Origin of the sequence: Laedolimicola ammoniilytica (assembly GCF_025567165.1) — a bacterium.
Lineage (GTDB): Bacteria > Bacillota > Clostridia > Lachnospirales > Lachnospiraceae > Laedolimicola > Laedolimicola ammoniilytica.
Window position 1 is genome coordinate 153,847 of record NZ_JAOQKC010000002.1, and the last position, 20,960, is coordinate 174,806.

The window sequence follows — 20,960 nt, forward strand, 5'->3', positions numbered from 1 at the left end:
TTTTTGCGTTACTACTATATTTTTCATTGGTGAAACTATGCTTACAGTATTAAATGAACAAATTAAGTGTTTGCAAATGATACTATCCGCTGATATGATTGATACATCAGAGGGTAAAAAACAATTACATATGTTAAAAGAAAAAGCTGTAAAGAATGTTCACCACTATGCTTTTAATCAACGTGCTGACGGCAGATTTGTCACCAAAATGGCAAATGGAAGCCAAATGACAGGGGGGACGTACAAGAACCTTATTGACAAATTATATGAATTCTATTTTGGCTCCCAAAATGCTTCACTTGCATCTTTGTATCCAGAATGGATTGAATACCGCTTAAACGAGTCCCCTGCAAAAGAAAAAACTATCAAAGAGGATCAGTATGTGTGGAATTCTCTTCTGAAGGGAAAAGAAATCACCTTGCTTCCTCTCCGGAGTTTGGAGGCACCAAACTACATTGTTTTCTTCCGCTCTATTACTAAAAATCGTACTCTGACCCGTAAGCGATTTAATAATATGAAAAGTATCATGAATGGCATTATTTACTATGCCATTGAGAAAGGCATTATAATTCACAACCCATTAAGCGAGATTGATTACCGGAAATTCACATATAAGCCAGAAAACAATTCTATCATGCCTTATACCGAAGAAGAACGTCTTATGATTCTGGATCATCTCAAAGATGAAGAAGACTTGTATTCCTTGGCCATTCGTCTGCAGTTTCATTTAACACTACGAATCGGGGAACTTAAAGGACTTCGATTTGATGATGTTTATGGGAATTACATTCACATATGTCGTTTGATGAATTATAAGAATGAAATTGAAGAAGACATAAAGGGACACGCATCCGAGGGTATACGCTGGCTTCCACTTCCTGATGAAGCGCTTCGTATTATCCAGAAAATCAAGGATCGTAATCCCAACAGTCCTTATATGTTTATAAAAGACTCCGTGACCCTGACCACGGGTACCTACAATGATCACCTGAAAAAATGCTGCACAGAGCTTAACATACCATACCGCTCTTCGCATAAGGTCCGATTTTCAACTGCCTCTATTCTTTACCATGAAGGAGTTACGCTCCCAGAGCTGCAGAATATGTTAGGTCATACTACGCTTGCAATGACTACTCATTACATAAAAAAAATCAGTACCAATGATTCGGTACTGCAAAAAGTCAACTCGGTTTTTTCCAAAAATTGTATGCACCTGTGATGCACCTCTGGTTTTCGCCATAAAAAAATCACTGAACCCCTTATTTTATAAGGAATTCAGCGATTCTCTTTCATGCCGGCAACCGGAATCGAACCGGTACGGGAGGTTAGTCCCGCAGGATTTTAAGTCCTGTGCGTCTGCCAGTTCCGCCATGCCGGCATATGCACTAACAGTGCAAGCGACCCGAATGGGACTCGAACCCACGACCTCCGCCGTGACAGGGCGGCGCTCTAACCAACTGAGCCATCGGGCCATATGAAATTATAAGGTTTACTTTTTAAAAGTGGACCCACGGGGACTCGAACCCAGGACCGACCGGTTATGAGCCGGTTGCTCTAACCAACTGAGCTATGGGTCCGTAAATGACTCCTACGGGAATCGAACCCGTGTTACCGCCGTGAAAGGGCGATGTCTTAACCGCTTGACCAAGGAGCCTCATCTTATATCTAACGCTGCCCCTGGGGGCCATCGTGTGGCAGAACAGAAATGTCCTGAACATTAGATATGCTACCACACTTTGGCCCGTTTGGCAAGTGTTTTTTTTTACTCTTCCAGACCGAATGCGTCATGTACCGCATTCACTGCTCTCTCTGCATCTTTTTCGTTGATCAGCACAGTGATACGAATCTCCGATGTGGAAATCATATTGATATTGATATTCTCATTGAACAGCGCCTCGAACATCTTCGCAGCCACACCCGGATTGGACATCATGCCTGCGCCTACGATGGAGACCTTGACCACTTCCTTGTTGCAGGAGATGCTGTTGCAGCCAATGCGGGCCTTATTGGCCTCGATGATCTTCACAGCCTGATCCGCCTCGTCCCGGGATACGGTAAAAGAAATATCCTTGCTGTTCTCACGTCCGATGGACTGCAGAATCACGTCTACGTTAATGCCCTCTTTTGCCAGCATATTGAAGAGACGGAAGGCCATGCCCGGCTCATCCTTCAGACCGATGACTGAAATTCTGGCTGTATTTCGATCCAGCGCTACGCCGCTGATTAACATTCTTTCCACACTCGTTTCCTCCTTCACAATGGTTCCTTCATGATCATTTAAGCTGGAGCGTACCACAAGCTGCACGCCGTATTTCTTCGCCATCTCCACGGAACGGTTGTGCAGAACGCCTGCGCCAAGCGTCGCCAGATCCAGCATTTCATCATAGGTAATCTCATCCAGCTTGCGGGCCTTCGGCACGATACGCGGATCGGCGGTGTATACGCCGTCCACATCGGTATAGATCTCGCAGGCGTCCGCATGCAGGGCTGCCGCCAGCGCTACGGCTGTGGTGTCGGAGCCACCGCGGCCCAGTGTGGTATAGTTGTCGTATTTATTCACGCCCTGGAAGCCGGTCACGATGACGATACGGCGGTGCTCCAGCTCGTGCATGATACGGTCGGTATCGATGCGCTTCAGACGCGCGTTGCCATGTACCCGGGTGGTGTGCATCCGGACCTGGAACGCATTCAGGGATATCGCCGGGATATCCATGGTATCGAAAGCCATGGCCATCATAGCTACGGAAATCTGTTCTCCGGTGGTCAGCAGCATATCCAGCTCCCGCTTGGGCGGGTTCGGATTGATGTCCTTTGCCTTGGCAATCAGCTCGTCTGTGGTCTTGCCCATTGCGGAAAGAACCAGCACGATGTCGTTACCCTTCTTGAAATCCTCTGCGCATCTTCGCGCCACATTCATGATGCGCTCCTTATCGCCTACAGAGGTTCCGCCAAATTTTTTCACTATCAGCATTGCTATTTCTCCTCAAACAGTTTGTCAATCAGCTCGTAGCCGTGCATCACTTCGATGCCGCTCGCCTGCGCTGCCTTTTCATTATAGACACCCGCGCTTCCTGCGAAAGCCTTTCTGCTGTCATAGAGCAGATAGGGAATCGGATCGCTGGTATGGGTCCGCACACAAATCGGGGTCGGGTGATCCGGCAGAATCATCATCCGGTAATCCTCGCCGGAGGCGTCCAGAGCTTCTTTCAAATGGACGATCAGACGCTGATCCAGATATTCGATGGCCTGGACTTTCCGCTCCACGCTGCCCTGGTGGCCCATCTCATCGGGAGCCTCCACATGGACATAGACGAAGTCATAGCCCTCTTTCAAAAGCACGTCTGCGGCCGCCTGGGCCTTGCCCTCATAATTGGTGTGAAGCTGACCATTGGCCCCCTCCACCTCGATATTTTTCATGCCTGCTCCCACGGCGATGCCCTTCAGAAGGTCTACCGCGGAAATCATGGCGCCTTTTTTGTGATTCTTCTCTTCAAAAGAGCTTAAAGCCGGACGGGTGCCCGCGCCCCAGAACCAGCAGGAGTTGGCCGGATTCAGGCCTCTGGCCTTCCTCTCCAGGTTGATGGGATGTTTTGAGAGAATCTCATAGCTTTTCTTCTGCATCTCCCGGAGAACCGGATCCGACGGCAGATGATCGCCCGCCTTCTGTCCCAACACATCGTGGGGCGGAGTCAGCTCTACCACGCTGCCCTGATTCCAGATGAGCAGATGGCGGTAGCTGGTTCCCACATAGAAATGATAGGTATCATTTTCCAGTTCCTTCCGAACTGCGTCCAGCAGAATCGCCGCGTCCTCGGTACTGATTTCGCTGGAGCTGTGATCGATAATCGTCTTTTCTTCATAAGGCTCATCGCCGTCGGATACGGTAATCAGGTTGGTCCGAAGGGCGATATCGTCGGGCTTCATATCCACGCCGATGCTTAAGGCCTCCAGCGGGGAGCGTCCGGTATAATATTTCTTCGGGTCATATCCCAGTACCGACAGGTTCGCCGTGTCGCTGCCCGGCTTCATACCTTCGGGAATGGTATGCGCCAGTCCGATCTCGGACTTCTGCGCCATCTCATCCATGGTCGGCGTCGCGGCGTATTCAAGCGGCGTCTTGCCTCCCAGGGCCTCGATGGGCTCGTCGGCCATACCATCGCCCAATACAATCACATACTTCATTGCTTCTTATCCCTCCACACGAATGCGGTTCAGGATGGCGTCGGTCTTCGCGGCGCGCTCCGCATACTCTGCTTCGCTTAAGCTGACCGTCACAAATCCAAACTCGCCCTCAACCCCTGCATCTACCAGATCCACCGGTCCGAACAGGGCCTTCATGGCCGCTGCATCCGCCTGGGCGTCGCCCTTCACGCGAACCAGAAAGCGTCTCTTGTCATCTTTGGTATCGCCCAGAACCAGCTTCTCATCGCTCCAGTAAAAGCCCAGATTCTCGTTCAGGTTCTTGCATGCGTCTACCACATCGGCTGCCACAGCGCTGGCAGTCGGAAGCTTTCCGGCTCCGCTTCCATAGAACATGGAATCGCCCAGCATATTGCCTTCCACGAAAATGACATTGAATACGCCGTTTACATTGTAAAGCGGGTTCGCTGCGTCGATGAGGAACGGCGCTACCATAGCGTAATATTTGCCGTCCGCCTCTTTTTTACTCATAGCCAGAAGCTTGATCACGCGTCCAAGCTTATCGGCATACTTGATATCCTCAGCGGTTACTTTCGTGATGCCCTCGGTATAGATATCTTCAAAATCCACTCTCTGACCACTTACCAGGGAAGTCAGGATCGCGATTTTCCGGCAGGCGTCGTGGCCTTCCACATCCGCTTCCGGATTGCGCTCCGCATAGCCCTTCTCCTGGGCGTCCTTCAGGGCGTCATCAAAATTTGCTCCGCCGTAGGTCATATTGGTCAGGATATAGTTGGTGGTTCCGTTCAGGATACCGCTGATTTCCACGATCTCGTCTGCGGTGAGACAGGTCTGAAGGGGACGGATAATCGGGATGCCACCGCCTACGCTGGCCTCAAAGAGATAGTTCAGATTCTTATCCTTCGCGATCTGCAGAAGCTCCGCGCCGTGGGCCGCCACCAGAGCCTTATTGGAGGTGCATACGCTCTTTCCTGCCAGCAGACACCGCTTGGTAAAGGTATACGCAGGTTCCACGCCTCCCATAACCTCGACCACTACTTTTACCTCGGGATCATTTACAATGGTCTCGAAATCGTGAACCAGAACGGATTCTACCGGATCGCCCGGGAAATCACGCAGATCCAGTACATATTTGACGCGAACCTCTTCGCCTACACGCTTGTCGATGGATGCCTGGTTGGTGTTCAGGACCTCTACCACGCCTGAGCCTACGGTTCCGTAGCCCATAACTGCTATCTGAATCATTTGTCTTTTGCTCCTTTTGTTAATCTTATTTGTGAACCTCTATTCACTTGCTAAGATCTTCAGATAATGGATGCCGGGCTGGCTCTCTATCTGATCGATCATGGACGATACATCCCCCGTGGTCGGCAGAATATCCACCGTCAGGGTCAGGGAGGCCACGCCGTTGATCGGAATGGTCTGATGAATCGTCAGCACATTGCCCTTATAATCCGCAATGGTTTTTAAGACCAGGGACAGAAGTCCCGGCTCGTCGTCCATCTGCAATACAAAGGTGATGCTTTTTCCCTTGGAATTGTCATGGAAGGGAAAAATATCATCCTTATATTTATAGAAGGAGCTCCGACTGATACCCACCCGGTCTGTGGCCTCCTGCACGGTAATGGCCTTGGAAGAGTCCAGAAGACGCTTAGCCTCCACCACCTTCAGAAGCACCTCGGGGACTGCCTTCTGTGTGACTACAAAATACTTGCTTTTTTCTGACATCTTTTCCCTCCATGTTCGTTATCCAGAAACACTTGTATGTCTGTCGTGGATTAAACTGTTAGAATCGTATCACACAATACAAAAGATTGCAAGTAAAAGGATGTAGAAAATTCTTACGAATTTCCTACATCTGAAAATGCGCATATTCTATTCTTCTTCCGGTTTCACCGTAATCCATTTCAGATACGCATTGATAAACGGATCAATATTGCCGTCCAGCACCGCGTTCACATTGCTGATTTCCTGCCCGGTGCGGTGATCCTTCACCAGGGTATAGGGCTGCATTACATAAGAACGGATCTGGTTGCCCCAGCCGATGTCCTTGACCTCGCCCCGGATACCGGAGAGCATCTCCTGATTCTTCTGCTGTTCCAGCAAGTACAGCTTGGCCTTCAGCATCTGCATGGCCTTATCCTTGTTCTGGAACTGGGAACGCTCATTCTGGCACTGTACCACGATGCCCGTGGGCAGATGGGTGATACGGATGGCCGAAGAGGTCTTATTGATGTGCTGGCCGCCCGCGCCGCTGGAACGATACGTGTCGATACGTAAGTCCTCATCCCGAATCTCCACATTGATATCGCCCTCGATATCCGGCATGACGTCCAGGGATACAAAGGAGGTCTGCCGCTTGCCCTGGGCGTTAAACGGTGAGATACGCACCAGACGGTGGACGCCCTTCTCAGACTTCAAATAGCCGTAGGCATTCTCGCCGTTGACCTGGAAGGTGACCGACTTGATACCGGCCTCATCGCCGTCCAGATAGTCCAGTACCTCTACGGTAAAGCCATGGCGTTCCGCCCAGCGTGTATACATGCGGTACAGCATACCCGCCCAATCGCAGCTCTCGGTGCCACCCGCGCCGGCGTTCAGCTTCAGAATCGCGTTGTTGCGGTCATATTCGCCGGACAGCAGGGTCTTGATGGTCATGGAATCCAGCTTCGCCGCGAAAGCCTCCAGCTCCGCCTGGACCTCCGGCACCAGATCCGGGTCATTTTCCTCATTGCCCATCTCGATCAGGGTCTCGATATCCTCATACTGCTGCTCTAAGGCGTGATAATCCTCTGCCTCATCCTTTAAGTTCTTCAGCTCCTTCATGCCCTCCTGGGACTTTTCGGGATCGTCCCAGTAGCCGGGAGCCTCCATCTCTCTCTCTAATTCTTCGATTCGCTTTGCCTTGTTAGCCAGGTCAAAGTGAATCCCTCAATTCTACTAATGGTCCCTGATAGCCGTTCAGTGTATATTTAAACTGATCTAATTCTACCATTTTCCCACCTCTTTCTTTATACAATTCGCGTCTGTGCGCTATTTTTAAGTATAGCAAAGGGCGTACACGGACGCAAGGGAAATGTGCGAAACAGCCCGAAAATAGCCCGAAAAAGGAGCCCCGCCGGACGGCAAAGCTCCCTTTCTTTCCTATATTATGTACTTCTTATACCTCAAACATCAGGTCGCCGTAGGACGGCATCGGCCACATCTCTTTGTCAACGATCATCTCCAGAGCGTCAACCGGGGCACGAAGCTCGGCCATAGCCGGTACGATTTCCTCGTGGAAATAGTGTGCCAGTTCGGTTCCCTCCGGAACCTCCTCGGACTTCTTGTCAAGGTCCATCAGCTTCTGCAGGGCTACCTTGGTATCAGAAAGCAGGCCGCTCGTCTCAGCCAGAAGCTCGCTCTGTACGCTTGCCTCCGCGCCTGCCGCAGTTACGGAGTTCACGGTGTCTGCCAGAGACTTGGTGTACTTGATAACTGCCGGGATGATCTGCTTGCTTGCGATATCGATCATGGCCTTGGCCTCGATGTTAATCGCCTTGGCGTAGGTCTCATACTGAATCTCCGCACGGGATTCCAGCTCAGCCTTGGTGAATACGTGGAACTTCTCAAACAGACCGATGGCCTTGTCGGTGGTCAGGGCCGGGATAGCGTCTACCATAGACTTGATGTTCGGAAGTCCGCGGCGCTCTGCCTCCTCTACCCATGCGTCGGAGTAACCGTTTCCATTGAATACGATTCTCTGGTGCTCGGTCAGATATTTCTTAATCAGGTCATGAACCGCCAGATCAAAGTCTTCCGCCTTCTCCAGTACGTCGGATGCTTCCGCGAACGCCTCTGCCACGATGGTGTTCAGCACGATGTTCGGAGCCGCGATGGAATCCTTGGATCCTACCATACGGAACTCGAACTTGTTGCCGGTGAAGGCAAACGGTGAAGTACGATTACGGTCGGTGGCGTCCTTGGTCAGATCCGGCAGGGTCTTCACGCCGGTCTCCAGCTTTCCGCCCTTCAGGCTGTGTGTCGCCTCGCCGGTGCTGATGAGCTGCTCTACCACGTCCTCCAGCTGCTCGCCCAGGAATACGGAGATGATAGCAGGCGGCGCCTCGTTTGCGCCCAGACGGTGATCGTTTCCGACATCTGCCGCGGACTCACGGAGCAGGTCTACGTGTGTATCGACGGCTTTCAGGATGCAGGCCAGCACCAGCAGGAACTGAATATTCTCATGGGGTGTGGTGCCCGGATCCAGCAGGTTGATGCCGTCGTCTGTGGTGATAGACCAGTTGTTATGCTTACCGGAACCATTCACGCCTGCGAAGGGCTTCTCATGAAGCAGGCACTGCAGTCCGTGACGGCAGGCCACCATTTTCAGGGTCTTCATAACGATCTGGTTGTGGTCTACGGCCACATTGCACTCGGCGTAAATTGGTGCCAGCTCATGCTGCGCCGGAGCTACCTCATTGTGCTGGGTCTTGGCTGTGACACCCAGCTTCCACAGCTCCTCGTTGACCTCCTTCATGAAGGCTGCGATACGCTGACGGATATTTCCGAAGTAATGGTCATCAAGCTCCTGTCCCTTGGGAGGCATGGCTCCGAACAGGGTACGGCCAGTGTAAATCAGGTCTTTTCTCTGCAGATATTTTGCCTTGTCTACCAGGAAGTACTCCTGCTCCGGTCCTACAGACGGGGTCACTCTCCTGGATGTGGTATTTCCGAAGAGACGCAGCAGTCTCAGCGCTTCTGTATTGATGGCTTCCATGGAACGTAAGAGCGGCGTCTTCTGGTCAAGCGCTTCGCCTGTATAGGAACAGAACGCGGTCGGAATACAAAGGGTTGCGCCTGCTGCATCCTGTCTTACAAATGCGGGAGAGGTGCAGTCCCATGCAGTATAGCCTCTCGCCTCGAAGGTTGCGCGAAGTCCGCCTGACGGGAAGGAAGATGCGTCCGGCTCGCCCTTGATCAGCTCTTTGCCGGAAAAACTCATCAGCACCTTGCCGTTCTTATCCGGAGCGCTGATAAAGGAATCATGCTTCTCAGCGGTCACGCCGGTCAGCGGCTGGAACCAGTGGGTGTAATGGGTAGCGCCCTTCTCGATGGCCCATTCCTTCATCTCATGGGCAATGACGTCGGCTGTGGCCAGGTCAAGCTCCTTGCCCTCCTCGATGGTCTTTTTCAGCTCCTTATACACCTTCTTCGGCAGACGCTCCTGCATCACTGCGTCGTTGAATACGTTGGAACCAAAGATTTCAGCTACATTCGTAAATTCACTCATAATAGACTCCACCTTTCTGCTTGTAATAGAATCCGATCAAAAAAGGGCGTTCCGGCTATAACCGGAACGCCCTCGTTCACATCGCTTTCAAATATGCTAATACCTTACACCGCTTTTTTTCAAAAATCAAGTGTAAAATCATAAAACTTTCATTTTTTTGCAATGTTACAGGTTTTTTTCAATTTATTTTATTATTTTCTGTAAAATTGCATAATTCTATACTTCAAACAGCAGATCCCCATAAGACGGCATCGGCCACATATCCTTGGCTACCAGCATCTCCAGCTTGTCTACAGGCTGTCGGAGGGCTGCCATGGCGGGAACTACATTTTCCAGAATATAAACAGCTCTCTCCCGGCCTTCTGCCGTGGCTGCAGCCTGCTCGGTCACTTCCGTTAAAGCCTTCAGGGCTGCCTTCGTGGCGGCCAGCAGGGATGAGCAATCCTTTAAGAGCTCGATCTGCACGCTGATGTTGGCCTCGGCACAGGCAGAACGGATCTGGTTGATGGAGGTCGCCAGGGCGGTGGTGTACTGGAGCACAGACGGAATGATATGCTTGCTGGCAATATCAATCATGGAACGTGCTTCAATGTTGATCGCCTTGGAATAAGCCTCGTACTGGATCTCCGCACGGGATTCCAGTTCCGCACGGGTGAAGACGCCAAACTTCTCAAAGAGCGCTACGGTCTTCTCTTCCGTCAGCACCGGAATGGAGTCCACCATGGTCTTGATATTCGGAAGGCCACGGCGCTCTGCCTCTGCTACCCACTCGTCCGAGTAACCATTTCCATTGAAGACGATGCGCTGATGCTCGGAAGCATACTGCTTAATCAGGTCGTGAACAGCCAGGTCAAAGTCTTCCGCCTTCTCCAGCACGTCGCAGGCGTCAGAAAATGCTTCAGCGGCAATGGTATTCAGCACCACGTTGGGCTCTGCCACAGAATCCCGGGAGCCCACCATACGGAACTCAAATTTATTTCCGGTAAAGGCGAAGGGAGATGTACGGTTCCGGTCGGTGGCGTCCTTGGCGAAATCCGGCAGGGTCCGCACACCGGTGTGCAGATGGCCGCCCTTCAGGCTATGGGTCGCCTCGCCGGTGCTGATGAGCTGATACAACACATCCTCCAGCTGGTCGCCCAGATAAACAGAAATGATCGCGGGCGGCGCCTCGTTGGCGCCCAAACGGTGATCATTGCCCACATCGGAAGCCGACTCCCGAAGCAGGGCCGCATGCTCGTCCACAGCCTTCAGGATACAGGTCAGCACCAGCAGGAACTGAATGTTCTCATGGGGCGTCTTGCCCGGCTCCAGCAGGTTGATGCCGTCGTCGGTGGTCAGGGACCAGTTATTGTGCTTACCGGAACCATTGACCCCGGCGAAGGGCTTCTCATGGAGCAGGCACTGCAAGCCGTGAAGATAAGCCACCTTCTTCAGCGTCTCCATAATCAACTGGTTGTGATCTACGGCCACATTGCACTCGGCGTAAATGGGAGCCAGCTCATGCTGTCCCGGAGCCACCTCGTTGTGCTGGGTCTTGGCCGACACGCCCAACTTCCACAGCTCCTTATTCACATCCTCCATGAAATCCGCGATCCGCTCCCGGATCACGCCGAAGTAGTGATCGTCCAGCTCCTGTCCCTTCGGCGGCATGGCGCCAAAGAGGGTCCGGCCCGTAAAAATCAGGTCCTTGCGTTTCAGATATTTTTCACGATCCACCAGGAAATACTCCTGCTCCACACCGACAGACGGTGTCACCCGATGGGAGGTGGTATTTCCAAACAGCCGGAGAAGCCGTAAGGACTGCCTGTTAATGGCCTCCATGGAACGAAGGAGCGGTGTCTTCTGGTCGAGCGCCTCGCCCTTATAAGAGCAAAATGCCGTCGGAATATACAGAATCGCTCTGGATCCATCCTCGTCCTTCTTTACAAATGCCGGAGACGTGCAGTCCCAGGCCGTATAGCCTCTCGCCTCGAAGGTGGCGCGTAAGCCTCCCGATGGGAAGGAAGACGCATCCGGCTCGCCCTTTACCAGTTCCTTACCGGAAAACTCCATCAGCACCTTGCCGTCCGCCTTCGGAGCGGACAGAAACGCGTCGTGCTTCTCCGCCGTCGCGCCGGTCAGAGGCTGGAACCAGTGGGTATAATGGGTCGCGCCCTGCTCCAGAGCCCACTCCTTCATCTCATGAGCCACCACATCAGCCACAGCCAGGTCCAGCTCCTTGCCCTCCCGGATAGTCTGCTTCAGCTCCTTATAGATCTTCTTCGGCAGACGCTCCTGCATCACCGTATCATTAAACACATTTTCGCCGAAAATCTCGGAAATATTCGTCTTCCCTTCCATAGTCCTCTCCCTGTATTCTTTTTGTCATCTGTTACTATATTTCACAAAAATTTCTTTGCCTATTACTTTAACACGATTTTTTTCTGCTGTCGATATAAAATACCCTCGTTTTTTATTATTTCTGCTACTATCCGTTTATCACTCTATGAAGTAAATCCCTGCAAGAATAGCCTGGGTCCCCCTTGGGAACGTTAGCGAATTTTGCGTAGGGACGAGCAGGCTGGCAGCATCTGAAGGAGGCACTGTCTGAGGGCCTTTAGGCCCGAGTTTGCCGGTCAGATGCGTATAAGCCGCCTGCGAGGAGTAGCAAAATCCGCGTTGTTCCCAAGGGGGACCCAGGCTATTCTTGCAGTTCACTATTTAAATCCTAATAACCTTCTTCCTCTTCCTCCACCAGAGTATCCCGCACTTCCTCGGGCATGCGGATCTCCACCGCCCTCTGGTTATTCGTGATCTCCACGTGGGTATGCTCTCCGCCAAACTCGCCGTCCAGCGTCCAGGGCACCGGCTCCTCGGATTCGATGACCACCCGTGAGCTCCGGAAGGAGTACATATACTTGGTATCAATCTGCTCGATCAGAAGCGCCGCCAGAATCTCCTGCAGCTCCATGGGGTTCTTCGGACGCGTGATGAACGTCATTTCAAAGACGCCGTCGTCGAAAATCACATTTTTCCCGACGATACTCTTAAAGCCGCCCACCGACTTGGAATTGGTAATCATGCCAAAGAGGAAATCCCCCTCGAAGCTTGCCTCGTCGCTGGTGACCTTAAGCTGATAGGACTTTACGTTCATGAGCTGCTTCATGCCCTCCAGCACGTAAGCCATGTGGCCCAGCACGTTCTTCACTTCCTGCTTGGTGGTATAGGATACGTCGGTGAAGATACCAAAGGCCGCCACATAGATAAAATTGCGTTCGTTTAAGGAGCCCACGTCGATGGCATAATTGACGCCCCGCACGGCGATCTCCGCCGCTCGATCCATATTATTGGGAATCTGTAAGGATCTGGCAAAATCATTACAGGAACCCGCCGGGATATAGCCCACCGGAATCTTATGCTTCCTGTACATCATACCGGTCATAACCTCATCGAGAGTTCCGTCGCCGCCGCTGCAGACCACCAGGTCGTAATCATCCGGCAGATTCCGGATCTGCTCGATGGCGTCCTGGGGCGCCCGGGTCGGGTAAATGGTAATCGCGTAACCAGCGTCGGACATGGCCTGGATGATACCGTACAGCTTTCCTTTGATATTCTCTTTTCCCGCATGGGGATTATAGATAAAAAACAGTTTCTTCTCTAAATGCAGCATAAAAACTCACCTCATTAAAAGCAATCACACCACAAATGTTAAGCAAAGATACCGCCGATGACGGTATAGGACAGCACCGTCATAATGAAGGACGCCAGCAGAATACCTAAGCATACCGCCGGAAATGCCTTCTTAAACTTGATGCCAAGCAGCGCCGCAATCAGGGAACCGGTCCAGGCACCGGTGCCCGGAAGTGGGATACCTACGAACAGCAGCAGGCCCCAGAACTCGTATTTCTCGATCTGTTCCTTCTTGTTCATGGCCCGGTTTTCCATCTTTTCCACAAAGGGCTTCAGATGCTTCGTACCCTTCAGCCAAGTAAAAATCTTCGTAATAAAAAGCAGAATAAACGGCACCGGAATCAGATTGCCGATGATGCAGATGGGGATCGCGCGCCACATGGGCACGTTCAGAAAGGCCGGCCCGGCTGCCAGAAGGCCGCCGCGGAGCTCCAGAATCGGGATCATCGAAATGATGAAAATAATCAGTTCCTTTGCCGCAGATCCTCCCAGATTCTGCACAAACCATTGTACCAGTGTCTCTGTCATAATAAATTAATTTCCTTTCTTTCGCAGGAATGCAAGTAATGCATCCATTTCTTCATCTGTGCCCACGGTAATCCGCAGATAATTATCGATTCGCGGAGACGCGAAATAACGCACATAGATGTCTTCTTTCTTTAGTTCCTCAAAGAGCTCCTTTGCGGGCCACTCTTTATGTGTGGCGAAAATAAAGTTGGATCGGGAGTCCGGGAACGTAAAGCCAAGCTCGGCAAGCTCCTTCTTCACGCGCTCTCTCGTTGCCACAATTTTTCCAACCGTTTCTCTAAAATAAGCCTCATCCTTCACCGCAGCCGCCCCAAGCTTCAGGCTCGGCAGATTCATGGTGTAGGAATTAAAGGAATATTTTACATCATTCAGGTATTTGATAAGCTCCGGCTGTCCTATGGCGAAGCCGATCCGCATACCGGCCATAGAACGGGACTTGGAGAAGGTCTGTACCACCAGCAGGTTGTCATACTTATCCACCAGTTCCAGCGCGGAAGGACCTGCGAAATCCACATAGGCCTCGTCCACAATCACAATACTCTCCGGATTCTTCGCGATGATTTCCTCCACCTCCGAAAGCTCCATGTAGATACCTGTGGGAGCATTGGGGTTCGGGAAAATGATTCCGCCGTTTTCCTTAAAATAGTCTTTCTTTACAATCCGGAAGTTCTCATCCAGAGCAGGGCGCTCGTATCGGATGCCAAACAGATCCGCCCAGACGCTGTAAAAGGAATAGCTGATATCCGGGAACAAAATCGGCTTATCCGAATTAAAAAAAGTCTGGAACGCCATGGCAATGACGTCGTCGGAACCCACGCCCACGAAGATACAGGACGGATCCTTATGATAGTACTCTGCCAGCGCATTCACAAGCTCCGACGCTGCCGGATCCGGATAGAGACGCAGACGGTCGATATCCAGCTCCTCCAGGGCCTTCCGCACGCCCGGCGCAGGCGGGTATGGATTTTCATTGGTATTCAGTTTGATCATGCCCGGCCGGTTCGGCTGTTCGCCCGGTGTATAGGGAACAACTTTGCGGACATTGGCTTCCCATGCTTTCATAATCTGACTCCTCTTTTGAATGATAATAGTATAGCTTACAGTAGTCCGCGCTCTCTTACAACCCCTTTTTCAATTAAAAATACAGGTTTGTAAGACATTTTTGCTTGGCGCAGGCCTTCCTCGCCCAGATCCTCTTCCCGATTCAGATACTGATACGCAGCGCCTTCATGCAGAGCAAACTGCTGGTTAATGACTGTGTAAGCTCCCTGTATCCCGGTCAGGGCCTTCTCAATATGGACAATCATGGTGTCCTTCCTGATGCCCGGCTCGCCAATGGTGCAGGCCACGATTTTGCCGCCTACGCGAAGCGCGCCGCCCTTGAATCCCAGCTCATCGAAGAGCCGCAGGGCGTTCTGTGCCACGCAGATCTCTGCGTTCTTCTCCTCGTCCCCGTCGCAGCCGTTCTCATGCCGCCACGCCAGCACCATCTGGAAGCACTCTTCCACATTGTCTTTGGTAATTGGCTCATAGGCCCAGTCCTCGTAGAGGCTCATGAATTTATTCACATGATTCTTCTTGCTGTGATACTTCTTACCGGAGAGCTTCGCCAGCTTCTCAGTCTCGTACACATAATCCGCATAATCCCGGTCAAACTTAATCTCAAAACGATCCGGATACAGTTCATCCAGTTTTGCGAAATCCTCTCTGGTAATGTTATGGAGTTGAAAAATTTCTCCATTTTCCTTACAATGCTCCATCAATACGTCAATCGTCTTTTTCTTATCTCCCGGTCCCACCGGAAAGGTGTAAGAATAGACGCCGTCCACCTCGCCAAGCACCAGATTGTCCTCCACAATGGCAAAGCCCGTATTATAAAACCGAGACCACAGATAAATATTACCGAAGACCATCTCACAGCTTCTGGTATCCGCATAGGACAGATACCGGTTCAACAATTCCCGGTCCTCCATCTCCGGACGTTTCATTTTTACTTCCATAAATTTTTCCCTTTTATATCATTTTCTTTTCTCTCAGTATTCCACTCATTTTTCCTGAATATTTATTTTAACGCAAAAAAGCATGAAGTTCAAGTAACTCCACGCTTTTTTCTTTTTCTCAGTTTTTACATATTGTAGAGCTTCTCGTAGGCCCCGTGCATGGCCATCAGCTCCTCATGAGTACCTTCTTCCGCGATGCCATCCTCGGTCAGTACCAGTATACGCTCCGCATTGCGAATCGTGGACAGGCGGTGAGCGATGACAAAGGTGGTCCGATCCTTCGCCAGAGTTTCCAGGGATTCCTGCACGATGCGCTCGCTCTCGTTGTCCAAGGCACTGGTAGCCTCATCAAAAATGAGGATGCGCGGGTTCTTCAGGAAAACTCTCGCGATGGACAGCCGCTGCTTCTGGCCGCCGGAGAGCTTCACGCCCCGCTGGCCGATGTCGGTGTCGTAACCGTCCGGCAGCTCCATAATAAAATCGTGGGCGTTGGCATTTTTCGCCGCCTTGATGACTTCCTCCCGGGTGGCGTCCGGCCTGCCGTAGAGAATGTTGTCCATGACTGTACCGGCAAAGAGGTACACGTCCTGCTGCACGATGCCGATGTTGTTCCGAAGACTTTGCAGAGTCACGTCGCGCACGTCATTTCCATCGATGCAGACGCTTCCGCCGGTCACATCGTAGAACCGGGGAATCAGGCTGCACAGGGTCGTTTTGCCGCCACCCGAGGAGCCCACCAGAGCCACGTAGCTGCCCGCAGGCACATTCAGACTTACATGATCCAGCACCTTCTCGGTGGCGTCCTCATACCGGAAGGATACGTCCCGGAACTCCACGGTCCCCAGTACATCCGTAAGCTCCTTCGCGTCCGCCTTGTCCGCGATATCCGGCTGGATATCCATAATTTCCCGGAAACGTGTATAGCCGGAATAGCCGTTCTGGAACTGCTCGGTGAAGTTAATCAGCTTCTTCACCGGCTCCGTAAAGTTCGCAATATACAGAAGGAAGGTAATCAAATCGGGAATGGCCATATTTCCACCGATGATCAATCTGGAGCCCACCAGCACCACCACGATGGTCACGGCTGTCAGCATGGCGTTCAGCACCGACTGATAAGTGCCCATGTAGAGATAACTGTGGCGCTTGGTGGCCAGGAAACGGTCGTTGCCTTCCTTGAATTTCTCCATCTCAATGGCCTCGTTTGCAAAGGACTTCACTACCCGGATGCCGGACAGGTTGTCCTCGATTTGGCCGTTGATATCCGCCATTTTCACGCGGTTCTGCTTGAAGACCCGCTTCATCCGCTTGTTCAGATACAGGGCGAAGGCCAGGATAAAGGGCAGGAAGCTGGCGGTGAGAACCGTCAGACGCACATTGATATGGCCCAGAATCACCAGCGCTCCCACAATTTTAATCAGGGAAATGATGATGTCCTCGGGCCCGTGATGCAGAAGCTCCGTAATGTCAAACAGGTCGTTGGTGACCCGGGACATGAGCTGCCCCACCTTTTGGTTGTCGTAGAAGGTGAAGGAAAGCTTCTGGTAATGCTCGAAGATGTCATTGCGCATGCCGTATTCCATACGCGCGCCCATCAGATGTCCCCAGTACGTGATATAAAAATTGCAGCCCAGTTCCACCAGCAGAAGCACAATCATCAGCGCGCTCAACCGCAGGATAGTCTGCCAGGCCGCGCCGCTCTCCTCATAAATGACGGTACCGGTAATATACCGGACAATCAGGGGCATGGCCAGGGTCACGCTGGCGCCCAGGGTGGCGAAAAACAAGTCTAACGCCAAAAGTCCCTGATAGGGACCGTAATAGGAAAAAATACTTACTTTTTTATTTGTCTTACTCATACTTTACCTAATTTAAGGGCGCCCTATGGACGCCCTTAACCTTACTTATGAAAATAATTTCTCGTTGTATACGCCGTCCGCAATCAGCTTCTTGAAGGAATCTACCACTGACTGTTTATCCTCTTTGTAGGTCACGCCGAACCATTTATCCTTAGTCTCCAGCACGCGAACTGTGGCCTTGCCGCTCTTCAGCAGGCCGTCGATGATGCCCGGGAGCAGGTACTCGGCCTTGATGTCGCCCGGCTTCACACCCTTCAGGAACTCGGTGAATCCGCTCTCTACCACATCCAGGAATTCCGGCGTCAGGCCCCACATATTCATGGATACGTAGCTGTTCGCGTCCACCGGAACCAGCTTGTCGCCCTCGCCCGGAACGGCTGCGCCGCCCTCATACTTCACGATGCCGCCGGTCTCCACTACATCGGTCAGGAAGCCGTCTTTTACCTGGCAAATACCACGGGTAACGGCTCCGTTATCGCTTAAGGTATTGCCCAGGATAAAGCCTGCCATGCAGAAATCAAATTTTCCGGTCTCCTCATGATCGGCTACCAGATAGTCGTGTACCTTTACAAAGGCTTCTTTTCCATAGTAATCGTCTGCGTTGATCACTACAAATGGCTCCTCCAGAAGTCCCTTGCAGCTAAGTACAGCCTGACCGGTTCCCCAGGGCTTGGTTCGTCCTTCCGGTACGGAAAAGCCTTCCGGCAGGTTGTCAATAGCCTGGAACGCATAAGCTACCTCGGTGATCTTCTCGATACGGTTGCCGATGATCTCCCTGAAGTCCTTCTCCAGATCCTTACGGATGATGAATACGACCTTGTTGAAGCCCGCCTCCAGAGCGTCATGGATGGAATAGTCCATGATAATCTCTCCATTGGGTCCTACCGGCTCCAGCTGCTTGATTCCTCCGCCGAAGCGGCTTCCGATTCCGGCTGCCATAACGACCAGCGCTGTTTTCTTCATTTTTGTATCCTCCCTGTATGTTTTTCCCTTTATTTATACGCTTTTCATCGCATTGATGATATGCAGTACGCTCTCTTCGCAGAGCTCGTCGGTCAGAGCCTCCACCATAACGCGGAGCAGCGGCTCGGTTCCACTCTTTCTCACCAGAACGCGTCCCTCGGTTCCGAGACGCTCCTCTACCTCTTTGATGGCCTTCTGTACATCCGGATGATTCAGCGTCGCGTCCATATCCTGTACGCGCAGGTTCTGCAGCAGCTGCGGGTAAATCTTCACCTCGCCTGCCAAGGTGCCCAGAGATGCCTTCTTCTCCAGCATGACCTCCATCACCTTCAGGGAAGTCAGGATACCGTCACCGGTGGTCGCATGCTTGCTGAAAATGATATGTCCGGACTGCTCGCCACCCAGCTGGTAGCCGTTCTTTGACATATTCTCATAGACATATTTATCTCCGACCGCGGTCTTCTCGTAGCGCATTCCCACCTGATCGCAGGCCTTGTAAAGTCCCAGATTGGACATAACCGTGGTCACGATGGTATTGTCCTTCAGCGCGCCCTGCTCCATCATGTACTTACCGCACACATAGAGGATACGGTCGCCGTCTACCACCTCGCCGTTCTCATCCACAGCGATGCAGCGATCCGCGTCTCCGTCGTAAGCGAAGCCCACGTCCAGACCCTGCTCCCTGACGAATTTCTGCAGCACCTCGATGTGAGTGGAACCACAGTTGGTATTGATGTTCGTGCCATCCGGCTCGTTGTTGATGACATAGGTCTTGGCTCCCAGGGCGTCGAATACGCTCTTGGCGATGGCGGAAGAACTTCCGTTGGAGCAGTCCAGGCCCACCCGTATGTTCTTGAAAGAACGGGTCGGCAGGGAAATCAGGTAACCGATGTAACGGTTCCGTCCTGCTGCGAAATCAATGGTTCTTCCGATATTTTCTCTGGTGGCCAGTGGGCGCTCCTCGGTCCTGCCGTCGATGTACGCCTCGATCTTCTCTTCTACCTCTGCCTCCAGCTTGTGGCCCTGGCCATTGATGACCTTGATGCCGTTATCGTAAAACGGATTATGGCTGGCGGAAATCATAATACCACAGTCGAAGCCCTCGGTCCGTACCACATAGGATACGCTGGGGGTGGTTGTCACATGAAGCAGGTAAGCGTCCGCGCCGGAAGCTGTGATGCCTGCTGCCAGGGCGTACTCAAACATGTAGCTGCTTCTTCTTGTATCTTTACCAATTACGATCTTTGCCTTGTGCTCTCTTCCATAATACCATCCCAGGTATCTTCCCACTTTAAATGCGTGCTCTACGGTCAGTTTTACATTGGCCTCTCCGCGAAAGCCGTCGGTTCCAAAATACTTTCCCATACTCTACTCCTTTTTTGCTGTCAGTCCCGCAGACGAACCCGCCGCCTGCTCTGCAATGGACGCACCGCGCCTACTGACGGTCGCTTTGCCCTTATTATATCAAAATCTGGGAAATACACAAGGTTTATTTTGCCGGACTTCCGGGCGGGGCAATCCGGCAGCAGGCAGTCAGCTCCCGGACGCACTCCATATAGGTTTCCAGATTCTGGGCTTTTTTGATTTTCTTGCCGTATTTTTCTGCGTGCTCAAAAAGATGGATCTGGTAGAACCAGAGCTCCTTTACCTTGAACAGGACATTCCGGTCGCCGATGTCCAGGGCGCGGTAGCCGTCCACCACGCGCCGGTGGAATTCCAGAAATTTCCTTCTCTGTACTTTTTCATCCCGGCAGTCCGCCTCGCCCCGCAGCACAGAGGGCAGCCCCGGATTCAGGATAATGCCGCGACCCAGCATCAGGCGATCTTCCTTCGGAAATTCGGCCTCGAACTCCCGGATCTGCCCTTCCGTAAATAAGTCGCCGTTGTAGCATAAAGGTACTTTGCTTTCTTCCAGCGCGTACCGGTACGCCTCTTTTCGTGGGTGATTTTTGTAATAATCCTGCTGTAGTCTGGGGTGGATGATAAGCTCGGATATCGGATACTGATTATAGATGGCCAGCAGCCGTTCGAATTCTTCGTCCGCTTCCACGCCGATACGGGTCTTTACCGACAGCTTCATTTCCCCGGGGAGGCCCTTGTATACCGCGTCGAAAAAGCGGTCCAGCTCCTCCGGGGCAGCCAAGAAGCCGGAGCCCTTGCCCCGGGTCACGACAGTTTTGGAGGGGCAGCCCAGATTCAGGTTGATCTCCCGATAGCCCATTTCCCATAGAGTCCCGGCCAGCTCCAGGAAGCCTGCTGCGTGATTGGTCAGGATCTGCGGCACCACGTTAAGACTCTCATTGTGCTCCGGCAGCACTTCGTTGCGCTCCTTGGTTTTCATGCTGCGCTTTTCGCGGGGCTCCAGAAACGGGGTGAAATATTTATCCAGCGGGCCGTAGACAGCGGCATGGGCGCGGCGGTAGAGGAAGGTGGTGACGCCCTCCATGGGGGCCAGGTAGATGTGGGGTGTCGGCATGGCGTGTACTCCTGTTCTTTCGTATTCATTCCGAA

Annotated in this window: 16 protein-coding genes and 4 tRNA genes; 1 reads left to right on the forward strand and 19 read right to left on the reverse strand. The window is 52.1% G+C overall.

Annotation, left to right across the window (positions count from 1 at the left end):
• Nucleotides 1-37: 37 nt before the first annotated feature.
• On the forward strand, nucleotides 38-1,219 hold the full coding sequence (locus OCV63_RS02125) for a tyrosine-type recombinase/integrase (RefSeq protein WP_158361777.1): 1,182 nt from the start codon (nucleotides 38-40) through the stop codon (nucleotides 1,217-1,219).
• Between the two features lie 73 nt (nucleotides 1,220-1,292).
• Here the strand turns inward: OCV63_RS02125 and OCV63_RS02130 are convergent.
• From OCV63_RS02130 to OCV63_RS02220, 19 genes are all read right to left on the reverse strand, one after another.
• A tRNA-Leu gene (locus tag OCV63_RS02130) sits at nucleotides 1,293-1,378 on the reverse strand.
• Nucleotides 1,379-1,398: 20 nt separating this feature from the next.
• Nucleotides 1,399-1,472: transfer RNA gene (locus OCV63_RS02135), tRNA-Asp, on the reverse strand.
• A gap of 31 nt (nucleotides 1,473-1,503) precedes the next feature.
• Nucleotides 1,504-1,577 (reverse strand) — tRNA-Ile (locus OCV63_RS02140).
• 5 nt (nucleotides 1,578-1,582) lie between these two features.
• Nucleotides 1,583-1,654 (reverse strand) — tRNA-Glu (locus tag OCV63_RS02145).
• Between the two features lie 108 nt (nucleotides 1,655-1,762).
• On the reverse strand, nucleotides 1,763-2,971 hold the full coding sequence (locus OCV63_RS02150) for an aspartate kinase (protein ID WP_158361778.1): 1,209 nt from the start codon (nucleotides 2,969-2,971) through the stop codon (nucleotides 1,763-1,765).
• A gap of 2 nt (nucleotides 2,972-2,973) precedes the next feature.
• Nucleotides 2,974-4,182, reverse strand: a complete 1,209-nt coding sequence (locus OCV63_RS02155; protein WP_158361779.1) for a cofactor-independent phosphoglycerate mutase — start codon at nucleotides 4,180-4,182, stop codon at nucleotides 2,974-2,976.
• Between the two features lie 6 nt (nucleotides 4,183-4,188).
• On the reverse strand, nucleotides 4,189-5,406 hold the full coding sequence (locus OCV63_RS02160; protein WP_158361780.1) for a homoserine dehydrogenase: 1,218 nt from the start codon (nucleotides 5,404-5,406) through the stop codon (nucleotides 4,189-4,191).
• Nucleotides 5,407-5,445: 39 nt separating this feature from the next.
• The gene (locus tag OCV63_RS02165; protein WP_158361781.1) at nucleotides 5,446-5,889 is read right to left on the reverse strand and encodes an ACT domain-containing protein; all 444 of its coding nucleotides are present in this window, start codon (nucleotides 5,887-5,889) and stop codon (nucleotides 5,446-5,448) included.
• Between the two features lie 147 nt (nucleotides 5,890-6,036).
• A protein-coding gene (prfB, locus tag OCV63_RS02170; protein ID WP_158361782.1) for a peptide chain release factor 2 occupies nucleotides 6,037-7,156 on the reverse strand; the annotation gives its coding sequence in 2 pieces (ribosomal slippage) (nucleotides 6,037-7,080 and nucleotides 7,082-7,156; 1,119 coding nt in all).
• A gap of 165 nt (nucleotides 7,157-7,321) precedes the next feature.
• Complete coding sequence (locus tag OCV63_RS02175; RefSeq protein WP_158361783.1) at nucleotides 7,322-9,433, reverse strand: glutamine synthetase III family protein; 2,112 nt, start codon at nucleotides 9,431-9,433, stop codon at nucleotides 7,322-7,324.
• A gap of 216 nt (nucleotides 9,434-9,649) precedes the next feature.
• Complete coding sequence (locus OCV63_RS02180) at nucleotides 9,650-11,773, reverse strand: glutamine synthetase III family protein (protein ID WP_158361784.1); 2,124 nt, start codon at nucleotides 11,771-11,773, stop codon at nucleotides 9,650-9,652.
• Nucleotides 11,774-12,140: 367 nt separating this feature from the next.
• Nucleotides 12,141-13,082: a diacylglycerol/lipid kinase family protein gene (locus tag OCV63_RS02185; protein WP_158361785.1), complete on the reverse strand. Its 942-nt coding sequence runs from the start codon at nucleotides 13,080-13,082 to the stop codon at nucleotides 12,141-12,143.
• Nucleotides 13,083-13,120: 38 nt separating this feature from the next.
• Nucleotides 13,121-13,630, reverse strand: a complete 510-nt coding sequence (locus tag OCV63_RS02190; RefSeq protein ID WP_158361786.1) for a COG2426 family protein — start codon at nucleotides 13,628-13,630, stop codon at nucleotides 13,121-13,123.
• Between the two features lie 6 nt (nucleotides 13,631-13,636).
• Nucleotides 13,637-14,692, reverse strand: a complete 1,056-nt coding sequence (gene hisC, locus OCV63_RS02195; RefSeq protein WP_158361787.1) for a histidinol-phosphate transaminase — start codon at nucleotides 14,690-14,692, stop codon at nucleotides 13,637-13,639.
• A 35-nt stretch (nucleotides 14,693-14,727) separates the two neighbouring features.
• Nucleotides 14,728-15,630: a DUF2156 domain-containing protein gene (locus OCV63_RS02200; RefSeq protein ID WP_158361788.1), complete on the reverse strand. Its 903-nt coding sequence runs from the start codon at nucleotides 15,628-15,630 to the stop codon at nucleotides 14,728-14,730.
• A 125-nt stretch (nucleotides 15,631-15,755) separates the two neighbouring features.
• Nucleotides 15,756-17,486, reverse strand: coding sequence for an ABC transporter ATP-binding protein (locus OCV63_RS02205; RefSeq protein WP_158361789.1), 1,731 nt, complete (start codon nucleotides 17,484-17,486; stop codon nucleotides 15,756-15,758).
• 45 nt (nucleotides 17,487-17,531) lie between these two features.
• Nucleotides 17,532-18,449, reverse strand: coding sequence for a nucleotidyltransferase family protein (locus OCV63_RS02210; RefSeq protein ID WP_158361790.1), 918 nt, complete (start codon nucleotides 18,447-18,449; stop codon nucleotides 17,532-17,534).
• A gap of 33 nt (nucleotides 18,450-18,482) precedes the next feature.
• Nucleotides 18,483-19,814 (reverse strand): phosphoglucosamine mutase, encoded by a 1,332-nt coding sequence (glmM, locus tag OCV63_RS02215; RefSeq protein ID WP_158361791.1) that lies wholly within the window; start codon nucleotides 19,812-19,814, stop codon nucleotides 18,483-18,485.
• Between the two features lie 124 nt (nucleotides 19,815-19,938).
• Entirely contained in the window at nucleotides 19,939-20,925 is a 987-nt protein-coding gene (locus tag OCV63_RS02220) for a tRNA dihydrouridine synthase (RefSeq protein ID WP_158361792.1), read from the reverse strand.
• Nucleotides 20,926-20,960 lie beyond the last annotated feature (35 nt).